At 38.2% G+C, this 17560-nt stretch carries 18 protein-coding genes and 1 tRNA gene; 15 read left to right on the forward strand and 4 right to left on the reverse strand.

The features are described from left to right. Both ACOZIR_RS13035 and ACOZIR_RS13040 read left to right on the forward strand, forming a co-directional pair. Positions 1-1329: a gluconate:H+ symporter gene (locus tag ACOZIR_RS13035; protein WP_045291876.1), complete on the forward strand. Its 1329-nt coding sequence runs from the start codon at positions 1-3 to the stop codon at positions 1327-1329. 154 nt (positions 1330-1483) lie between these two features. After that, on the forward strand, positions 1484-2095 hold the full coding sequence (locus ACOZIR_RS13040) for a DUF1349 domain-containing protein (protein ID WP_045291875.1): 612 nt from the start codon (positions 1484-1486) through the stop codon (positions 2093-2095). A gap of 38 nt (positions 2096-2133) precedes the next feature. Here ACOZIR_RS13040 and ACOZIR_RS13045 read toward each other — a convergent pair whose 3' ends face one another. Next, positions 2134-2754, reverse strand: coding sequence for a YitT family protein (locus tag ACOZIR_RS13045; protein WP_045291873.1), 621 nt, complete (start codon positions 2752-2754; stop codon positions 2134-2136). Positions 2755-2926: 172 nt separating this feature from the next. Here ACOZIR_RS13045 and ACOZIR_RS13050 point away from each other — a divergent pair, with 172 nt between their 5' ends. Beyond that, entirely contained in the window at positions 2927-3376 is a 450-nt protein-coding gene (locus ACOZIR_RS13050) for an Lrp/AsnC family transcriptional regulator (RefSeq protein ID WP_216142910.1), read from the forward strand. 28 nt (positions 3377-3404) lie between these two features. Here the strand turns inward: ACOZIR_RS13050 and ACOZIR_RS13055 are convergent, their stop codons facing one another. Together ACOZIR_RS13055 and ACOZIR_RS13060 are read right to left on the reverse strand one after the other, a co-directional pair. Beyond that, the gene (locus tag ACOZIR_RS13055) at positions 3405-4160 is read right to left on the reverse strand and encodes an arylamine N-acetyltransferase family protein (protein WP_045291871.1); all 756 of its coding nucleotides are present in this window, start codon (positions 4158-4160) and stop codon (positions 3405-3407) included. 20 nt (positions 4161-4180) lie between these two features. Continuing rightward, positions 4181-4798 (reverse strand): DsbA family oxidoreductase, encoded by a 618-nt coding sequence (locus ACOZIR_RS13060; protein ID WP_415383635.1) that lies wholly within the window; start codon positions 4796-4798, stop codon positions 4181-4183. A 130-nt stretch (positions 4799-4928) separates the two neighbouring features. Here ACOZIR_RS13060 and ACOZIR_RS13065 point away from each other — a divergent pair. The 4 genes from ACOZIR_RS13065 (at position 4929) to ACOZIR_RS13080 (ending at position 7827) form a co-directional block, all read left to right on the forward strand. Continuing rightward, positions 4929-5000, forward strand: a tRNA-Val gene (locus ACOZIR_RS13065). Between the two features lie 139 nt (positions 5001-5139). Then, on the forward strand, positions 5140-5493 hold the full coding sequence (locus ACOZIR_RS13070; RefSeq protein ID WP_415383636.1) for a hypothetical protein: 354 nt from the start codon (positions 5140-5142) through the stop codon (positions 5491-5493). A gap of 194 nt (positions 5494-5687) precedes the next feature. Next, the gene (locus tag ACOZIR_RS13075; protein WP_415383637.1) at positions 5688-7133 is read left to right on the forward strand and encodes a DEAD/DEAH box helicase; all 1446 of its coding nucleotides are present in this window, start codon (positions 5688-5690) and stop codon (positions 7131-7133) included. A 64-nt stretch (positions 7134-7197) separates the two neighbouring features. After that, positions 7198-7827, forward strand: a complete 630-nt coding sequence (locus ACOZIR_RS13080; RefSeq protein ID WP_415383638.1) for a copper homeostasis protein CutC — start codon at positions 7198-7200, stop codon at positions 7825-7827. A gap of 334 nt (positions 7828-8161) precedes the next feature. On the opposite strand, the gene ACOZIR_RS13085 is transcribed toward ACOZIR_RS13080, so the two are convergent. Then, complete coding sequence (locus ACOZIR_RS13085; protein WP_421535628.1) at positions 8162-9553, reverse strand: amino acid permease; 1392 nt, start codon at positions 9551-9553, stop codon at positions 8162-8164. 446 nt (positions 9554-9999) lie between these two features. Between ACOZIR_RS13085 and ACOZIR_RS13090 the strand changes: the two genes are divergently transcribed. From ACOZIR_RS13090 to ACOZIR_RS13125, 8 genes are all read left to right on the forward strand, one after another. Further along, positions 10000-10338: a general stress protein gene (locus tag ACOZIR_RS13090; RefSeq protein ID WP_028412322.1), complete on the forward strand. Its 339-nt coding sequence runs from the start codon at positions 10000-10002 to the stop codon at positions 10336-10338. Between the two features lie 132 nt (positions 10339-10470). Next, positions 10471-11193: an MBL fold metallo-hydrolase gene (locus ACOZIR_RS13095; RefSeq protein WP_340141574.1), complete on the forward strand. Its 723-nt coding sequence runs from the start codon at positions 10471-10473 to the stop codon at positions 11191-11193. A gap of 4 nt (positions 11194-11197) precedes the next feature. Continuing rightward, positions 11198-11776, forward strand: coding sequence for a TetR/AcrR family transcriptional regulator (locus tag ACOZIR_RS13100; protein ID WP_415383639.1), 579 nt, complete (start codon positions 11198-11200; stop codon positions 11774-11776). Positions 11777-12035: 259 nt separating this feature from the next. Next, positions 12036-13985, forward strand: coding sequence for a BglG family transcription antiterminator (locus ACOZIR_RS13105; RefSeq protein WP_421535629.1), 1950 nt, complete (start codon positions 12036-12038; stop codon positions 13983-13985). Between the two features lie 160 nt (positions 13986-14145). After that, positions 14146-14451: a PTS sugar transporter subunit IIB gene (locus tag ACOZIR_RS13110; RefSeq protein ID WP_028412318.1), complete on the forward strand. Its 306-nt coding sequence runs from the start codon at positions 14146-14148 to the stop codon at positions 14449-14451. Positions 14452-14464: 13 nt separating this feature from the next. After that, positions 14465-15823, forward strand: coding sequence for a PTS cellobiose transporter subunit IIC (gene celB, locus ACOZIR_RS13115; protein WP_421535630.1), 1359 nt, complete (start codon positions 14465-14467; stop codon positions 15821-15823). A 13-nt stretch (positions 15824-15836) separates the two neighbouring features. Then, the gene (locus ACOZIR_RS13120; RefSeq protein ID WP_114894216.1) at positions 15837-16166 is read left to right on the forward strand and encodes a PTS lactose/cellobiose transporter subunit IIA; all 330 of its coding nucleotides are present in this window, start codon (positions 15837-15839) and stop codon (positions 16164-16166) included. Further along, positions 16163-17491: a 6-phospho-beta-glucosidase gene (locus ACOZIR_RS13125; protein ID WP_114894217.1), complete on the forward strand. Its 1329-nt coding sequence runs from the start codon at positions 16163-16165 to the stop codon at positions 17489-17491. The genes ACOZIR_RS13120 and ACOZIR_RS13125 overlap by 4 nt, the downstream gene beginning before the upstream one ends. Positions 17492-17560: the final 69 nt, after the last annotated feature.

Genomic DNA, 17560 nt, shown 5'->3' on the forward strand with positions numbered 1-17560 from the left:
ATGGATGCATACTTATTAGCTATTACAGTTGTCGCAATTGTTATTGTTATTGTAGGTGTTTCAGTTTTTAAATGGCATGCGTTTATCAGTTTAACGGTTGCGAGTTTGTTTTTAGCAATTGCTTCTGGGTTATCAATGGATAAAATTGTTGCCGCTTACGAAACGGGAGTGGGCGGTGTTTTAGGCCACTTAGTAGGAATTTTAGCACTGGGAACAATTTTAGGTAAGCTGATGGCTGATTCAGGTGCTGGCATGCAAGTAGCGGATTATTTCGTAAGAATATTCGGTGTGAAAAGATTGCCGTGGGCAATGCTAGTAGCAGGTTTCATTATTGGTATTCCTGTTTTCTTCGAAGTAGGAATTTTAATCTTACTGCCTTTAGTTATTTCGATTCATAAAACAACAAAACAAAATATATTATTGATTGCTCTGCCAGTTATTGCAGGATTATCAATTGTTCACGGTCTCGTTCCTCCTCATCCAGGAGCGATGGCAGCTATTAGTATTTACGGAGCAAATACGGGGAAAGTGCTTTTATACGCGTTAATCATTTCAATTCCAGCCGCAGTTATTGCTGGACCAGTTTTTGCAAAATGGGTTCACAAACGAGTGGTTCCAGAAGGAGAGCCTGATCTAATTCGTATCACGACAACATCAAAAGATCTTCCTGGTACAGGCGTTTCGTTCTTTGTCATTTTACTGCCCGTTCTATTAATGGTCTTAGCAGCTATAGCACCTGTTATTAACGGATTGCCAAGTGGCCTAGTGAAATTTATAGAACTAATAGGAAGTCCATTGATTGCACTATTAATTTCTTGTTTTGCAGCGTTTTACCTGCTTGGAAAACGTCAAGGTATGACAAAAGATGTGATTAAAAAACTAACGGAAGAATGTTTGCTTCCTGTAGGATCTATTGTCTTAATTATTGGTGCAGGCGGTGGCTTCAAACAAGTATTAATCGATAGCGGAGTAGGTACAACGATTGGTCAAATGTCTGAACATCTATCTCTATCACCACTGGTACTTGCATTTTTAATTGCTGGATTAATCCGTATTGCTACAGGTTCAGCAACAGTTGCATTAACAACAGCAGCGGGTATTGTTTCACCAATCATTGAGCACATGTCCGGTGTTAACTTAGAACTTCTGGTTATCGTTACGGGCGCGGGTTCACTAATGTTCTCTCACGTTAATGATGCTGGATTCTGGATGGTGAAGGAGTATTTAGGATTAACAGTAAAAGAAACGTTCAAAACATGGACTGTTTTGGAAACGCTTCTATCCTTTATTGCTTTTGCAGGAGCACTTATTCTAAATGCAATAATCTAAAAATAAGACTCTTTTACTCTATGTAAAAGAGTCTTATTTTTTTATGAAAGAAAAGAATTTACTAGAAAAATAATCAAAATATTTTATTTATTCGTTAAATTATGGCAAAATAGAAATAGAAGAACAATAGCTTCTAAGAAGGGAATGACAGAGAGTGAGTAATCAACTAGTATTTTTCACAAACTTTTCAGAAGGAAAATTAGATTCAGACGTTTCTTGGTATTGTCCACCAGCTCAATTTCAAATTGATACGGAAACGAATCGATTAGTGATTAAAACGGACGCTAAAACAGATTTTTGGCAGCGTACTCATTATGGCTTTGAAGCGGACAATGGACACTTTCTTTACCGTGAAGTAGAAGGCGACTTTGAAATCATGACCAAGGTGCATACATATCCAGTTAATCGCTACGATCAAGCAGGTCTCATGATTCGTGTATCAAAAGATACGTGGATCAAAACGTCAGTTGAATACAATCCCGATGGACCTAACCAATTAGGAGCAGTCGTAACCAACCAGGGCTTCTCAGATTGGTCCAGCCAAAATTTTACTCAAAACAAATCAGCGCTTTATTTTAAAATTCAGCGCAAAAACGATGATTACACCGTTTGTTATTCAAGTGATGGAGATTCCTGGACTCAGCTCCGACTCGCTCACTTATTGCACTCATCCAAAGAACCTGTTCAAGTTGGAGTTTACGCTTGTAGTCCTCAAGGAGAAGGATATGAAGCCCAATTTGATTTTATAAAAGTAGAAAAGCTTTAAACGAAAAACACGATTTAGTCACAGCTAAATCGTGTTTTTTATTTAGAAAGCACATTATCTAAAGGCTGTGTGGCAGCAGTGGGTGTCGGTTGATTGTGTAAAGCAATTTTTTGCTTGAAATAGCTTATGACAAACCCTGTAATCGCAATGGACATAACAGAGAAAATTCCTTTTGAAAATCCAATTGAATACATGCTCGACAGCACGACAAGGAAATCAAATGAAAAATTCACTTTTCCAGGATCCCAACCGAATTTTCGCTGCGCGAATAACGCGAGAATATTAGCACCGCCGAGAGAAGCTCCGTTCATAAATAAAATGGATAAGCCAAGACCGGCAATTAGTCCACCCGTAACAGCACCCATCAGGCTGGGAAGTGTAAAAGCAGGAAGCAAGTGATCGAGTGAAGTGAGAAGTGATAGCAAAGACACTGATCCTATAGTTGTGACGGTAAATTTCCATCCCATTTGAAAGAAGGAAAAGAGATAAAACGGAATATTAATGAGAAAAAAGATCACCGCAAACGATAAAGGAAGGGCATATGACAAGCTAAGAGACAGACCAGCTGTTCCCCCCGTCACGACGTGAGAGTGCCGCAAGATAAGAACACCAATACTTGCAATCGTACATCCAAGAATAATCCATAAAACTTTTTTCATAAATAAACCCCTTTGTTTGTTTTTTCGGAATTTTCATTTTCAATTATCTACTTTAATGATAGGATATTAAATAAAGAAAACACATGTATAAATGAAGGAAATAATACTTGTTCTGTTATCAACTTGAATAAAGATTTTATTTATTATATTCATTTTGAAAGGAAAGGTTTGTATGGATCAAATCGATGCACAATTATTGTCTATTTTGCAAAGAGACGGGCGTATGACGATTAGTGATTTATCAAAAAAGCTTGCTCTTAGCCGTCCAAGCGTATCAGAAAGGCTGCAGCGTCTTCAGGAACGAGGAGTGATTCAGCGTTTCAGCGCTACGGTGTCTCCGAAAGCTTTAGGAAGAGATACACAGCTGTTTATTCAAGTAAGCGAATTAAAAAGAAAACCAGAGGAATTTGAAGACTTTATTGAGCAAAATGAAGACGTGCTTGAATGTCATCGCGTAACGGGGCCGGTTTCTTACTTTATCAAAGCAGCCGTGTCTGGAATGGATGGACTTAGAATGCTCGTGGATGAACTGATTCCTTATGGAAATGTGAATACCTCAATTATTTTAAAGTCGCCTGTAGAAAACAGGATGATTACCCCTATACAAAAACCGGCCCCATAAGAGGCCGGTTTTTTTGTGTAAGGACATATTAATAAAATCCTTTAATAATATAAAAATGATTTTGTAAAATATCAGGTATTTCTTCTTCTGAAACGTTCCTTTTCGTCTTTTTCCCACCATCTGTTACAGTTAGCGTTTCACCAGAGAGGGTAATGCGCCCTGTAGATGTTGCGATAGTAACAAGACGATTGTGTACAAACGGAGAATCGGCTGACGTTTGATTGAACTCACACATAGGAGTAAAGTCAGTCAGTTTCTTAGAAAGCGTAGACACACGGTACAGCGTTTTCCATACATCATCTTCCCATCGCTGCAAATCATACATATGCTCAGCAACGTTTGTCATACGATAAGAGCCGCTTACATCTCTTACTACTTCGCCATTTAAAGGCATTGGCTTGCGAACAGAATCTCCAAATCCAACGTCTACGATGTAAGACTGATTTTCAACCGTCACAAGGTTTGTAGCGTGACTCCCTTCAATTGTCCACGTTCCGTCGGGTTTTTTGACGGTAGCTGAAACGTAAGAGACTTCATATCCGCTTTCTTTTAACAGCCAGCCAAATAGGCCGTTTAATTCATAGCAAAATCCTCCACGCAAATTCACAACTACTTTTTGAAAAATCCGTTCTAAATCAATGATAATAGGGGTTTGAGACAAAACGTCTAAGTTCTCAAAAGGAACATGAAGCATGTGCTTGTTCTGTAAAGCAGCTAAGCTTTCATACGTTGGGCTATCCGGTTTCTTAGCTAAAAACCGACTAAAATAATAAGTAATATTCATCAAATGCACCTCTTAGTAAATCATTTCTCTCGGTCTTCAAGCTTAGCAGAATGTTCATGCAACAGCGCTTTTTCGATTGTTTCTTTAGAAGCAAACCCTTGAAGTACGCGGCTGCCAATTTTTAAAGTTGGTACCTCCGTTACATGAGCGTCTTCATAAGCATGAGCTAAGCTATCTTTATGAACTTGTTCAAACGTCCGGTCTTTTAAGATACGCGTAAATATCTCTTTATCTAAATGCAGAGAATCAGCGATTTCTGCTAAGACTTCAATTTGGCTAATATCTTTTTCATCTTCCCAATAAGCTTTAAAAACAGCATATACATAGGCACTTTCTTGACCATGTTTTTTAGCAAAATGAAAGCCTTCATGCGCTAAATGAGTGCGCGGGACTGGGGACATGTCCGGCATTTTCATTTCTACGTGCAGCTGTTGTGCTAAGGGCACTATAAATTGATCCCAAGATTTCTCTAAAGAATCTTCTATTTGCTTCATTTGCTGGGCTGGCTCAGGACAAAGCTCAAAAGGCTTCCATTCAATCTCAGCTTTTTGTTCTTTACTGGCTTCTCTTAAAGGCTTAGTGGCTAGAAAACATAGTGGACAGACAAAATCAAAATAAAATTCAACATGTGCTTTCATCCCGTCACGCTCCTTTACGGCATGTTTTTATTTTATCAAAAGTAAAGACGGTTCTTCCAACTTGGGGACTGTAGAAAAATAGTTGACAAAATTAGATAACTCTTTCTATAATATAGTCAATACATATCACGAGCGATTAGTTCAGTGGGAGAATACATCCTTGACAGGGATGGGGTCGGGGGTTCGAATCCCTCATCGCTCATACCAAAGCCGTTTTCTTATTAATAAGAGAGCGGCTTTTCTCTTTCTTTAGTGAAGGTACAAGATATAAAAAGAATTTTATATTGTAAATCGTAATCATTACGTTTAAAATGAATAAAAAGATGAAGGGTGGAGTGACCATGAATGAAAAGATGATGGAGGTTTTTGCAAGAGATATTATTGCTTCTCTTCCTAGTAATAAACGAATGTTATATCAATTCATTGAAGGAGTCGAAGATCGTTTAGCACAGCAGGCCGAAACAAAAGCGCAGTTTTTGACACTTCTCAAAGAACACTCTCCTCATCACCAAGCAGCTAATCGATTTGGGATGACCATTTACGAAACGGTTGCTTTCATGCATGAGATTGAAGATGAAATTAGTGAAAAGCTAGAAAGGAAATTAGAAAGATACAAGTGGATAGATTATACGGATTATGCTACATATCCAAAACAAGCCAGTGATAGTGCTCACTATTACCTTACTATTTCTTAGTTAGTTTACTGACTTTTTATATTACAGGTGTATGAACTGAAAATAAGTTTGAATTCAAAAATGAGTGTATATCCAAAAGCGGCTTGTGTGATTTGAAATTTTGAGCGCGTATAGAAGAATTAAAGTATAATGAAACATAGTGCATCAGGTCATGATAAAGATAATCACTAATTTAAAATAAATGAGGGTACAAAATGAATCAAAGAAGTTTTAGTCAATATGGTCTTAGCGATAAGGTAGCTAAGGCACTTTCTAGCCTGCAATACAATCATCCTACGGAAGTACAAAGCAAGGTTCTTCCCATCGCGCTAGAAGAAAGAGATGTGGTCGTGAAGTCTCAAACAGGGAGTGGAAAAACGGCTTCCTTTGGTATTCCACTGTGTGAATTAGTTAACTGGGAGGAAAATAAACCCCAGGCGTTAGTGTTAACACCTACACGAGAGCTGGCTGCACAGGTAAAAGAAGACATTACCAATATCGGCCGTTTTAAGCGAATTAAAGCAGCTGCTGTGTACGGTAAATCACCATTTGCTAAGCAAAAAGTAGAGTTAAACCAAAAAACACATATTGTTGTAGGTACGCCTGGACGAGTGCTTGATCATATAGAAAAAGAAACGCTTGCATTAGAGAAAATTCGTTATTTGGTTATCGATGAAGCCGATGAAATGCTGAATATGGGTTTTATTGACCAAGTAGAAGCAATTATTCAACGTCTTCCTAGTGAGCGTGTAACGATGCTTTTCTCCGCTACGCTTCCTGAAGATATTGAAGAGCTGTCTCGCAAATATATGAAGAAGCCGGTTGATGTTGAAATCAAAGCGAACGGATTAACAACAAGCACGATTGACCATTCTGTTATAACAGTAGAAAATGAACGTAAATTTGAACTGCTGAAAGCCGTAACTAAAGTAGAAAACCCGGACAGCTGCATCATTTTTTGCCGCACGCAAGAGCAGGTAAATACACTCTTGGATGATTTAGATGATCTTGGGTATCCTTGTGATAAAATTCACGGGGCAATGGTGCAAGAAGACCGTTTTGACGTTATGAATGATTTCAAAAAAGGGAAATTCCGCTATTTAGTGGCGACAGATGTAGCTGCAAGAGGCATTGATATTGATAATATCACACACGTTATTAACTACGACCTTCCGCTAGAAAAAGAAAGCTACGTTCACCGTACAGGAAGAACGGGACGTGCGGGTAAAAAAGGGAAAGCTATCACATTTGTAACGCCTTATGAAGAGAGAATGCTATCGGAAATTGAAGAATATATCGGTTTTTCAATTCCAACATCCACTCCTCCTTCCAAAGAAGAAGTACAGCAGGCAGCATCCGCTTTTACTGAAAAAATCAATGAGCGTCCAGAAGTTAAAAAAGATAAAAGCGAGTCATTAAATAAAGACATTATGAAGCTGTATTTTAACGGAGGAAAGAAAAAGAAAATTAGAGCGGTTGATTTTGTAGGAACAATTGCGAAATTAGACGGAGTAACCGCAGACGATATTGGAATTATTACGATTCAAGAAAATGTCTCGTATGTGGAGATTTTGAATGGAAAAGGTCCCAAAGTATTACAAGCAATGAAAAACAAAACAATTAAAGGAAAGAATTTAAAAGTTCATAAAGCGATTAAATAGCAGGAAGAAGTCCATCTTTTTAAAGATGGGCTTTATTTATACAGCCAATAAAGGAGTTGAGAGTATGAAGTACATAAAAGAAGCGTGTGTAGAGGGATATGAGCAGGCAAAAAAAGCCGAAAAGCTAGGAGCAGACCGCATTGAATTATGTGACAATCTTAGTCAAGGAGGCACTACGCCAAGTTACGGCACCATTCAATATGCAAGCGAACATCTTGATACAGATATCAATGTGATTATTCGCCCAAGAAGCGGCAACTTTGTATATTCCGAGGCAGAATTTCAAATTATGAAAAAAGACGTTAAAGCATGTAAAGACCTTGGAATAAATGGAGTAGTATTTGGTATTTTAACAGAAGAAAGTGAAATTGATTACGGGCGCACTAAAGAGTTAATAACAGAAGCTCGTCCTTTAAGCGTTACGTTTCATATGGCATTTGATGAACTTCATGATAAATATAAAGCCATTGATGTACTTAGTGAACTGGGAGCAGACCGTATTTTAACTAAGGGAGGGAAAGGATCTGCTCTTCAAAACTTGCAGGTGATTCGAGAACTGATTGCATACGCCGGTGACCGTATTATTATTTTGCCCGGCGGAGGAATTCATGCAGGAAATGCGGGTCAAGTTATGACAGAAACAAAAGCAGCTGAATTACACGGAACAAAAATTGTAGGAGATTTATCTCGTTAAATAAAAAGAGGCTGGAACAAAAGTATTTTAGTTCAAGTGAAAAACGAACCACTAATCAATATGTTTGATTCGTGGTTCGTTTTTTTGATGGTGAATATAGTTTCATCTGTTTCGTTCCTTCTAGCAGGTGATTGGAGGGCAAGGCGAAGACTCCTGCGGGAACAGCGGAACAGATGAGACCCCGCAGGAGCACAAGTGACGAGGAGGCTCAGCGGCCGCCCGCGGAAAGCGAAGCCTTGCACGGAAATCAACTGCGGTGTAATAAGCAGTCCAGCTCATCTATCTCATTTGTTCATCTTTAGGTTGGATTCATTTCGTTATGTCTCAACCTCTTTTATTTTGATGTATTTTCTTTTGTTGCTAAGCCGCTCGTCATTTTGGTACGCTGAAAGAAAAAAGAACCTACGACGAGTACAGCAATTAAAAGAGTTAAGAAGAACTGGGAACGTAATGAATCAATAAATGCCATGGCAATAAAAATACTAGTGATGGCAAGGATTGTAGCGTAAGTTAAGTAAGGAAATAACCACATTTTAATTTTTAATGCTTCAGGATTTTCTTTTTCATATTTTTTTCTCATTTTAATCTGTGAAAATGCAATAACCAGATAGACAAGAAGTGCTACGCCACCTGATGCATTTACCAAGAATAGAAAGATTTTGTCCGGTGAAATGTAGTTAAAGATGACGCTGATGTACGAGATAACTGTACAAGCTAATATCGCGCTAACCGGTACGCCCTTTTTATTTAATTTTGAAAAGCTTTTTGGCGCATCACCATTTTGAGACATGGAAAACAACATACGAGAACTTGTATATAGACCAGAATTCAGACAGGAAAGAACAGCTGTTAAAATAATAAAGTTCATAATTTGAGCTGCGGCCGGTATATTCACTAATTCAAGAATAGATACAAATGGACTTTTCATTAGGCTTGATGAATTCCATGGAAGCACGGTTACTAAAATAAAAATAGATCCTAAATAGAAAAACAAAATGCGATAAATAACGGTATTGGTCGCGATGGTAATAGCTTTTTCAGGCTGAGAAGATTCACCTGCCGCCGTTGCGACAATTTCTGTTCCCATAAAGGAGAACATGACAAGGGCAATGCCTAAAAATACAGAACTAATTCCATTCGGTAAAAAGCCGCCTTTGTGCAAAAGGTTGGAAGTGCCGGGAGAATCGATTCCTGGAATAAATCCGCAAATAATAGCTATACCTAAAAGTAAAAAAAGAACGATGCTAACAACTTTAATGAGTGAAAACCAATATTCAAATTCACCGAAAGATTTAACAGAGTACAGATTGGTCATCGTTAATAAAAAAGTAAGAGCCAGGCTGACTCCCCAAGACGGCAAAGACGGGAACCAGTATTGAATAATATTTGCACCCGCAATGGCTTCAACAGCAATAACGATAACCCAGAAAAACCAGTAGAGCCAGCCAATCGTGTAGCCGGCCCACGGGCCTAATGCCTCTTTTGCATAAGTGGAAAACGAACCGCTGGAAGGATTTGCAGTAGACATTTCGCCAAGCATTCGCATGACTAAAATAACGAGCAAACCAGCAAATGCGTACGAAAAGATAGAGCCCGGGCCAGCGGTGTTAATGAGTGATCCGCTTCCGATAAACAATCCAGCCCCAATAATTCCTCCAAGAGAAATCATGGTAATGTGCCGGATTTTTAACTCTTTTTTTAACTGTGGCTGTGGATGGATGTTCATTTGTGACCTCCTATATAACCTGAATTTTTAGTTAATATGGAGAATTATAGTATGTTATAAGGTGCAAGGACAGGATGTTGTTAGAAGTTCTTTCATGTAAAAAACCGAATATGAATTGCTGCATTCATATCCGGCTTACTCTGACACAGACATTCATTATGCGTGTAAAGTACCTGATTAGCGTCTTTTTTCTTTCTCATGATAAGCAATGCAGATGAATTTCTTATGAATGTTGGCTGAAAATTAGCTGAAGGATCGTTTTAGATCCGTTAATCAAAAGAGGTATATATCTAAGTGAAGGATAACGTAGAATAATTTTCAAACTCTCTGTAAAGCGCTAAATGCGGGTTTCCCTTTCTGAAAACGGGTATATATAGTAGTAAGAAGTTTATTCTTTTGCTAAGTATAAAAGAAAGATGTGCTATAGAAACAGGAGGTTATAAATAATGAAACATGTTGAAGTAGTAGAAAACGGAGCGAATATTAACGAAGCAGTTAATCAATTTGCAGATAAAGGTTTTGAGAAAAATGAAGTATACGTGTTTACCTATGACAAGGAAAATTCTAAAAATTTAACAGAAGTAACGGACACAAATATTATTCGACTGTCTGAAGAAGGTCCTTTACATTCAGCAGCGAGTTTATTTTTAACAAGAGAAGATGAGCTTCGAACAAAAATGGCTTCGCTAGGTTTATCAAAAGACGAAACAAAAAAATATGAAGAAGAGTTAAAGAAAGGCAGTGCGATTGTGGTAGCTGCTACAGGGGAAAGAAAAGACGTTTAATTTTGATAGATAGATGCTGGTGCATCTATCTTTTTTACTGTTTTTTCAATATATGATTGATAAAACTAATGGTATTAGTTAAAATAAAAACTAATACCATTAGTTTTTATTTTGATAATAGGGGATGAGGAAATGAGAATAGTTCGTGAGAAAATGTTGTATCAATTGACGTTTTTGCCTCGCTTTTTTCCAGTGAATTGTTATTTAGTCGAAGAGAAAGACAGTCTTACGTTAATTGATGCGGCTCTTCCTTACAGCGCGTCAGGTATTTTGAAAGCTGCAGTTCAAATTGGAAAACCGATTACTCGAATTGTTTTTACACATACTCATGAAGATCACATCGGAGCGATTGATAATGTGAAGAAAAGTTTGCCGAATGCCTCTGTTTATATGTCGCAAAGAGATTATCGATTATTTTCAGGAGATCTCACACTCGATTCTGAAGAACCTCAAAACCCAATCCGTGGAGGAATACCAAAACTAGGAAAGATTTCAACTAAAATTGATCATTTCATCGAAGAAGAGTCTTATATAGGCTCACTTGCTCCTATTTTTACACCTGGACATACACCTGGGTCTATGTCTTTTTTAGACCAGAGAACGAACGCATTAATTGCCGGAGATTCTTTCCAAGTGCGAGGAGGAGTTGCGGTATCAGGTCAGTTAAAACCGCTGTTTCCGTTTCCTGCCTTTGGAACGTGGAGCAAAGAGCTAGCGCTTAAAAGTGCAGAAAAGCTATATGAACTAAACCCGTCACTTCTTGCTGTTGGACACGGAAGAGTTCTTTCTCAGCCGCTAAAAATGATGGAAAAAGCAATACAACAAGCAAAAGTAAAAATAGAAAAAAGGAGATGAAGGGATGTCGCCACGACAAGGACTAGATTTCAAAAAAGTTATTCAAACAGGTGAAAATTTGGCCAATCGTGAAGGGTTTTATGCTGTTACAATTGCTTCATTAGCCAAAGAATTAGATGTTCGCCCTCCGTCTTTATATAATCATATAAAAGGGTTAGAAGAGCTGCGCAAAGAACTGGCTTTAAGCGGACTGCAGCAGCTATATCATCTTTTAAAATGTGCTGTTGAACATGCTTCTGCAAAAGACGCTGTTTATCAGCTAAGTAAATCGTACGTTTCATTTGTAAGAAAGTCTCCCGGAATATACGAAGCAACGGCAACGGTCGCACCAAGGATACAGGATGAAGAAGTCCAAAAAGCATCTGATAACATCGTGTTTTTAGTGCTGGAGGTGTTGAAACCGTATCACCTTCCGGAAAATGAAGCCCTTCATGCTGTTAGAAGTCTTCGCAGCATTTTACATGGGTTTTCTTCTTTGGAGCAAAAAGGGGGATTTGGCATGCCGTTAAGTACCGATGAGACACTAGATTTTTTAATTCGTACGTTTGTATTGGGGCTACACCGGTATGAACAGACTCCATAAATTTCATTAATACCACTAAGCCTAACGCTTTAGTGGAAATTGAAAAAAAACAGGAAGAATGATAGATTACAAATAAAGACATTTATTCCTATTGTTTTAGGGTTGTTACTGATGAAGCAGGCAAAACCTAAGCTGCGAGGACAGAAAAGGTAGTTTCTGTTTGTTGCTGTTTAGGTATTTTTTGCTTTTGTTTAAAATAACCAGCTCTTTTAATTTATTTTATAAAGGGGAAATCTTCTGAGAATGGAGAGAAACAAACATGCTTAATTCAAGAATGATCGTCATATTAAGAGAACTAATGTCCGTACAGTCTACATTATCAACCGTTACGAGCGAATATTTAGCAACAGTAAATCAGGTATCTTCTCGAACTATTCGAACGGATATAAAACAGCTAGATGACATTTTGTCTCAGTACGGGGCCAAAATTAAATCAGCTCGAGGGACGGGATATGAACTTAGCGTTTTAGATGAAAAACAATTTCATCAGCTATTAAAAGAACTTTCGGCTAATCAATTATTTGATTCAACTTCTATTCCAACCGTTCCTGATGACCGCGTGCATTATTTAATTAAAAGACTGCTGCTAGCAGACGAATATTTGAAGCTCGAAGATTTAGCAGACGAGTTGTATATTAGCAAATCAACGGTTCAAAACGATTTAAGAGATGTTAAAAAACAGCTGTGTAAGTATGATATTCTTTTAGAAAAACGTCCTAACTATGGCTTGAAAGCTAAAGGGGACGAAATGAAAATGAGATTCTGTATGTCTGAGTACATATTTAACCGAAAAGATAAAGAAGTAGATATGGTATACAATGAAATATCCATCCTGCCCCAAGAATCAATCTTAACGATTAAAGCCCACATTTTAAATCAAATAAAACGATACAATATTATGGTTTCAGATATTGGATTAAACAATTTAATCATTCATTTAGCAATAGCTTGTAAGCGAATACAAGAAGAAAATTTTATCTCTTTGTATTCAGAAGACTTGCTTGAAATTATGGAGCATAAAGAATATGAAGTAGCAGCTGAAATTGTGAGGGAAATTGAAAAGGCATTCAAGATTCGTTTTCCGAAATCAGAAACAGCGTATATCGCCATTCATTTGTTAGGCACAAAAATGCTCAACAATAGCAATCATGAAGACAAAGAAGTGAAGCAGTTTATTGCCGCAGATATTTATGAATTAACAGCGGCTATATTAGAAGCAATTGAAAAAGAGCTTCATTTAGGAATTAGTGAAGATTCAGAGCTGATTCTTGGCATGAGTTTACATTTGAAACCGGCTATCAACCGCTATAAATATGGAATGAATCTGCGAAACCCGATGCTTGAAGGAATTAAGAGTCATTACCCTCTCGCTTTTGAAGCTGGGATTATTGCTGGAAAGGTTTTGAAAAATCGCCTTGAAATTGACATGCATGAAACGGAAATTGGCTATTTAGCTTTACATATTGGAGGGGCCATTGAACGTCGGAAAATTATCAATCAGCCTAAGCGCTGTTTGATTGTATGCGCATCGGGAGTAGGGAGTGCCAAGCTATTATCATATAAGCTGCAGGCTACGTTTGGATTAAATCTTACTATTTTAGGAACAACTCAGTATTATAAGCTCCACCAAATGTCGCTGCACTCTTTAGATTTTATTGTTAGTACCATTCCAATTCCAGATGATCTTCCTGTTCCTGTAGTACAAGTAAGCACAATTCTAGGAAACAATGATTTTAAAAAAATTGAATGTTTAATGAAGAATAAACCGCAGTCTTCGTTAGAATACACGAAAAAAGAATTAGTATATTTACAGCAAGAATTTCAAACAAGAGAAGAAGTGCTTCATTTTTTAGGAGAGAAATTAACTCATCTAGGACTAGTTCCTTTTCAATTTATAGAATCTGTTTTTGAAAGAGAAGCTGCATCACCAACAAGTTTTGGCAATCTCGTTGCCATTCCTCATCCTATGGTTCCTCAAACGGATACGACGTTTTGGGCCATTTGCACGTTAAAAAAACCGATTATGTGGGAAGGAAACCTTGTCCAATTTATTTGTCTTTTAAGTGTAAAAGCAAATAATCAAGGCGATTTGCAGAAGATGTACAGTTTGTTAGTCCGCGTCGTAGATGATAAGCAGGTCGTGCAGCGCTTAGTAAAGTGCAAGGATTATGAGGAGTTTATAGAGGTATTTATGAAAAATATTAGATAAAAAAGAAGTCCAAGAGAGGGCTTCTTTTTTTGTCTGAATGTTCAAACATAATTTTTCCGTTACTAACGGAAAAAGGTTGTGTATAAATGTAAGCGCTTTTATTTTAAGATAAAACTATCAACAAAACAGATGACAAAATAAAAAAACGGGGGAATGACCAATGAATATTCTATTATGTTGTGCAGCTGGAATGTCTACAAGTTTACTAGTAACAAAAATGGAAAAAAGCGCTCAGGACCAAAGTACGGAGTATAAAATTTGGGCGGTTCCTGGTGACTCTGTCCGCAACCATATTGATCAAGCAGATGTACTTTTATTAGGACCTCAAGTGCGCTACTTGCTGCCGCAGCTTAAGAAGCTAGGTGAAGAAAAAGGTGTGCCAGTTGACGTTATAAATCCTGTTCACTACGGAACGTGCAATGGAGAACAAGTATTAAAATTTGCAGCTCAACTAGTTTCAAAATAGGAGTGTGGACTACATGAGCAAATTTAATAGTATGCTTGAAAGCAAAGTAATGCCTATTGCCGGAAAAATGGCGGGTCAACGCCATTTACAAGCACTTCGAGACGGTATTGTTCTGACAATGCCTCTCATTATTATCGGTTCAGTATTTTTAATACTATCGAATTTACCAATACCAGGTTACAACGACTTTATGGCAGGGATTTTTGGAAAAGAATGGGCAACGAAAATGGCCTATCCAGTTGGAGCTACATTCGATATTATGGCCCTGCTTGCTTGTTTCGGAATAGCCTATCGGTTAGCTGAAAAATACGGGGTGGATGCTTTGTCCGCAGGGGCAATTTCACTTGCAGCTTTTTTACTCGCCACTCCGTATAAAGTGTCCTTTCTCCCTAGCGGAGCCAAAGAAGCTATTTTAGTAGACGGCGGAATTCCAACCGCTTTAATGGGAAGTAAAGGGCTCTTTGTGGCAATGATTGTCGCGATTCTCTCTACAGAAATTTACAGATGGTTTATTCAAAAAGCTATTGTTATTAAGATGCCTGATGGAGTTCCACCCGCTGTTGGAAAATCGTTTGCCGCTCTTATTCCTGGCTTCACGGTAATCGCATTTATTTGGATCTTACGTTTGTTAGTAGAACAGACGCATTTTGGAAGTCTGCATAATATTGTTGGAGAATTGCTTGGAAAGCCTTTAGGCGTGTTAGGCGGCAGTTTAGGCGGTACGCTAGTTGCCGAGCTTGTTATTATGCTCATGTGGTCTTGTGGACTTCATGGAGCGAATATTGTCGGTGGAATTATGGCTCCCATTTGGTATGGAGCTATGGATGAAAATCGAATTGCATTTGCTAACCATGAAGCATTACCCAATATTTTTACACAGCAGTTCTTTGATATTTGGATTAATATCGGAGGCAGCGGAGCGACACTAGCTCTAGTCGTTGCCATGATTTTAAAAGCGCGCAGTCAACAAATGAAGCAGCTTGGTAAATTAGGAATAGGGCCAGCTCTTTTTAATATCAATGAGCCAATCATCTTTGGACTTCCGATGGTGATGAATCCAATGATGCTTATTCCGTTTATTATTACCCCTCTTGTGACGGTAGTAGCAACCTATATTGCAATGTCGACAGGACTGGTAGCAAAACCAGCAGGTATTGCGGTTCCTTGGACCATGCCTCCGATTATTTCTGGCTATTTGGCAACAGGAGGGAAATTATCGGGTGCAGTTATGCAAGCTATTAATATCGGAATTTCTGTTTGCATTTATTATCCTTTCTTTAGAATGTGGGATAAACAAAAATTCACTGAAGAAAATGGGATAGAGCCTGCAGTTGAAGGGGTAACAAGTGATACACAGAAAGATATTGTGTGAGGAGGGATAAAGAATGGAAAGTGTTCAAGAATATATTTTTAAACTAATCTTACACGGTGGAAACGGCAGAAGTTCAGCAATGGAAGCGATAGCGGCTGCCAAAAGCGGAAATTTTTCAGAAGCGCGTGAAAAGCTTACACAAGCTGCGGAAGAATTAAATGCAGCTCATCATATCCAAACGTCGTTAATTCAAGGAGAAATTAGAGGGGAAAGCACAGAAATTTCTCTGCTCATGATTCATGCTCAAGATCATTTAATGAATGCGATGACAGTAAAAGAAATGGCTACTGAATTTGTAGATTTATATGAAGCAATCAAAATTTCCGGGGGGATTACATTATGACAAAAGGTATTAAGATTGTAACGATTGGCGGAGGTTCCAGCTATACGCCTGAACTAATAGAAGGATTTATTAAACGATATGATGAACTTCCAGTTCGAGAACTGTGGCTAGTAGACGTGGAAGAAGGAAAAGAAAAATTAGAGATTGTTGGAAATTTAGCAAAGCGAATGGTGAAAAAATCAGGTTTGCCAATTGAGGTTCACCTAACGTTAGATCGAAGAGAAGCACTAATAGATGCGGATTTTGTAACGACTCAATTTCGCGTAGGCTTGTTAGATGCACGAGCGAAAGATGAAAGAATACCGCTTAAATACGGGGTGCTCGGTCAAGAGACAAACGGTCCAGGCGGGTTATTTAAAGGCCTTCGCACGATTCCCGTTATTTTAGATATCTGCCGTGACATTGAAGAGTTATGTCCAGAAGCTTGGCTGATTAACTTCACAAATCCTGCGGGCATGGTAACAGAAGCTGTGCTTCGCTATAGTAACATTAAAAAGATTGTAGGACTTTGTAATGTGCCAATCGGAATGGAAATGGGGATTGCTAAGCTGCTTGATGTAGACCACTCCCGCATTCGAATTGATTTTGCTGGTTTAAATCACATGGTCTACGGATTAGATGTATATGTAGATGGGGTAAGTGTCAAAGATCAAGTTATTGATTTATTGAGTGATCCAACTAACAGCAGCTTTGTGAAAAATGTAGCGGGACTTGGATGGGAGCCAGAATTTACAAAAGCGCTGAATGCTTTAACGTGTCCATATCACATGTACTATTACAAAACGCGTGAAATGGTAGAAAAAGAGCTTGTTAACTATGAAAAAGGTGAAACGAGAGCAGAAGTGGTAAAACAGTTGGAAAAAGAGCTGTTTGAACTGTACAAAGATCCTAACCTAGATATTAAACCGCCTCAATTAGAACAGCGCGGCGGTGCTTATTACAGTGATGCAGCCGTTCGACTGATTACATCTATTTATACGGATAAAGGCGATATTCAGCCTGTAAATACTATTAATAATGGTGCCATTGCAAGCATTCCAGCTGATTCTGCCGTAGAAGTAAGCTGTATCATTACAAAAGATGGTCCAAAGCCAATTTCAGTCGGCGACCTTCCTGTACCTGCGCGCGGTCTTGTTCAAACAATTAAGTCTTTTGAGCGTATTGCAGCTGAAGCAGCAGTGACAGGAGATTATGACAAAGCTATTTTAGCACTAACCATTAATCCTCTTGTGGCTTCTGATAAACTAGCTAAACAAATTGTCGATGAGATGTTAGAAGCTCATAAAGATTACTTGCCTCAATTTTTTAAAACTGTTCAAGCTTAAATTCAAGCTGTTTGAGTACACTATGTATTCAAACAGCTTTTTTCTGTTTATACAGCTAGATTTCTGCCA

The organism is Priestia sp. D3YE.R1 (genome assembly GCF_049199565.1).
In the GTDB taxonomy this organism is placed as follows: domain Bacteria; phylum Bacillota; class Bacilli; order Bacillales; family Bacillaceae_H; genus Priestia; species Priestia aryabhattai.

Bases quoted from the DNA above. Each gene is read 5' to 3' on its own strand.
- ACOZIR_RS13035 (WP_045291876.1), top strand. From the start codon at position 1: ATGGATGCATACTTATTAGCTATTACAGTTGTCGCAATTGTTATTGTT.
- ACOZIR_RS13045 (WP_045291873.1), bottom strand. From the start codon at position 2,754: ATGAAAAAAGTTTTATGGATTATTCTTGGATGTACGATTGCAAGTATT.
- ACOZIR_RS13050 (WP_216142910.1), top strand. From the start codon at position 2,927: ATGGATCAAATCGATGCACAATTATTGTCTATTTTGCAAAGAGACGGG.
- ACOZIR_RS13055 (WP_045291871.1), bottom strand. From the start codon at position 4,160: ATGAATATTACTTATTATTTTAGTCGGTTTTTAGCTAAGAAACCGGAT.
- ACOZIR_RS13060 (WP_415383635.1), bottom strand. From the start codon at position 4,798: ATGAAAGCACATGTTGAATTTTATTTTGATTTTGTCTGTCCACTATGT.
- ACOZIR_RS13070 (WP_415383636.1), top strand. From the start codon at position 5,140: ATGAATGAAAAGATGATGGAGGTTTTTGCAAGAGATATTATTGCTTCT.
- ACOZIR_RS13075 (WP_415383637.1), top strand. From the start codon at position 5,688: ATGAATCAAAGAAGTTTTAGTCAATATGGTCTTAGCGATAAGGTAGCT.
- ACOZIR_RS13080 (WP_415383638.1), top strand. From the start codon at position 7,198: ATGAAGTACATAAAAGAAGCGTGTGTAGAGGGATATGAGCAGGCAAAA.
- ACOZIR_RS13085 (WP_421535628.1), bottom strand. From the start codon at position 9,553: ATGAACATCCATCCACAGCCACAGTTAAAAAAAGAGTTAAAAATCCGG.
- ACOZIR_RS13090 (WP_028412322.1), top strand. From the start codon at position 10,000: ATGAAACATGTTGAAGTAGTAGAAAACGGAGCGAATATTAACGAAGCA.
- ACOZIR_RS13095 (WP_340141574.1), top strand. From the start codon at position 10,471: ATGAGAATAGTTCGTGAGAAAATGTTGTATCAATTGACGTTTTTGCCT.
- ACOZIR_RS13100 (WP_415383639.1), top strand. From the start codon at position 11,198: ATGTCGCCACGACAAGGACTAGATTTCAAAAAAGTTATTCAAACAGGT.
- ACOZIR_RS13105 (WP_421535629.1), top strand. From the start codon at position 12,036: ATGCTTAATTCAAGAATGATCGTCATATTAAGAGAACTAATGTCCGTA.
- ACOZIR_RS13110 (WP_028412318.1), top strand. From the start codon at position 14,146: ATGAATATTCTATTATGTTGTGCAGCTGGAATGTCTACAAGTTTACTA.
- celB (WP_421535630.1), top strand. From the start codon at position 14,465: ATGAGCAAATTTAATAGTATGCTTGAAAGCAAAGTAATGCCTATTGCC.
- ACOZIR_RS13120 (WP_114894216.1), top strand. From the start codon at position 15,837: ATGGAAAGTGTTCAAGAATATATTTTTAAACTAATCTTACACGGTGGA.
- ACOZIR_RS13125 (WP_114894217.1), top strand. From the start codon at position 16,163: ATGACAAAAGGTATTAAGATTGTAACGATTGGCGGAGGTTCCAGCTAT.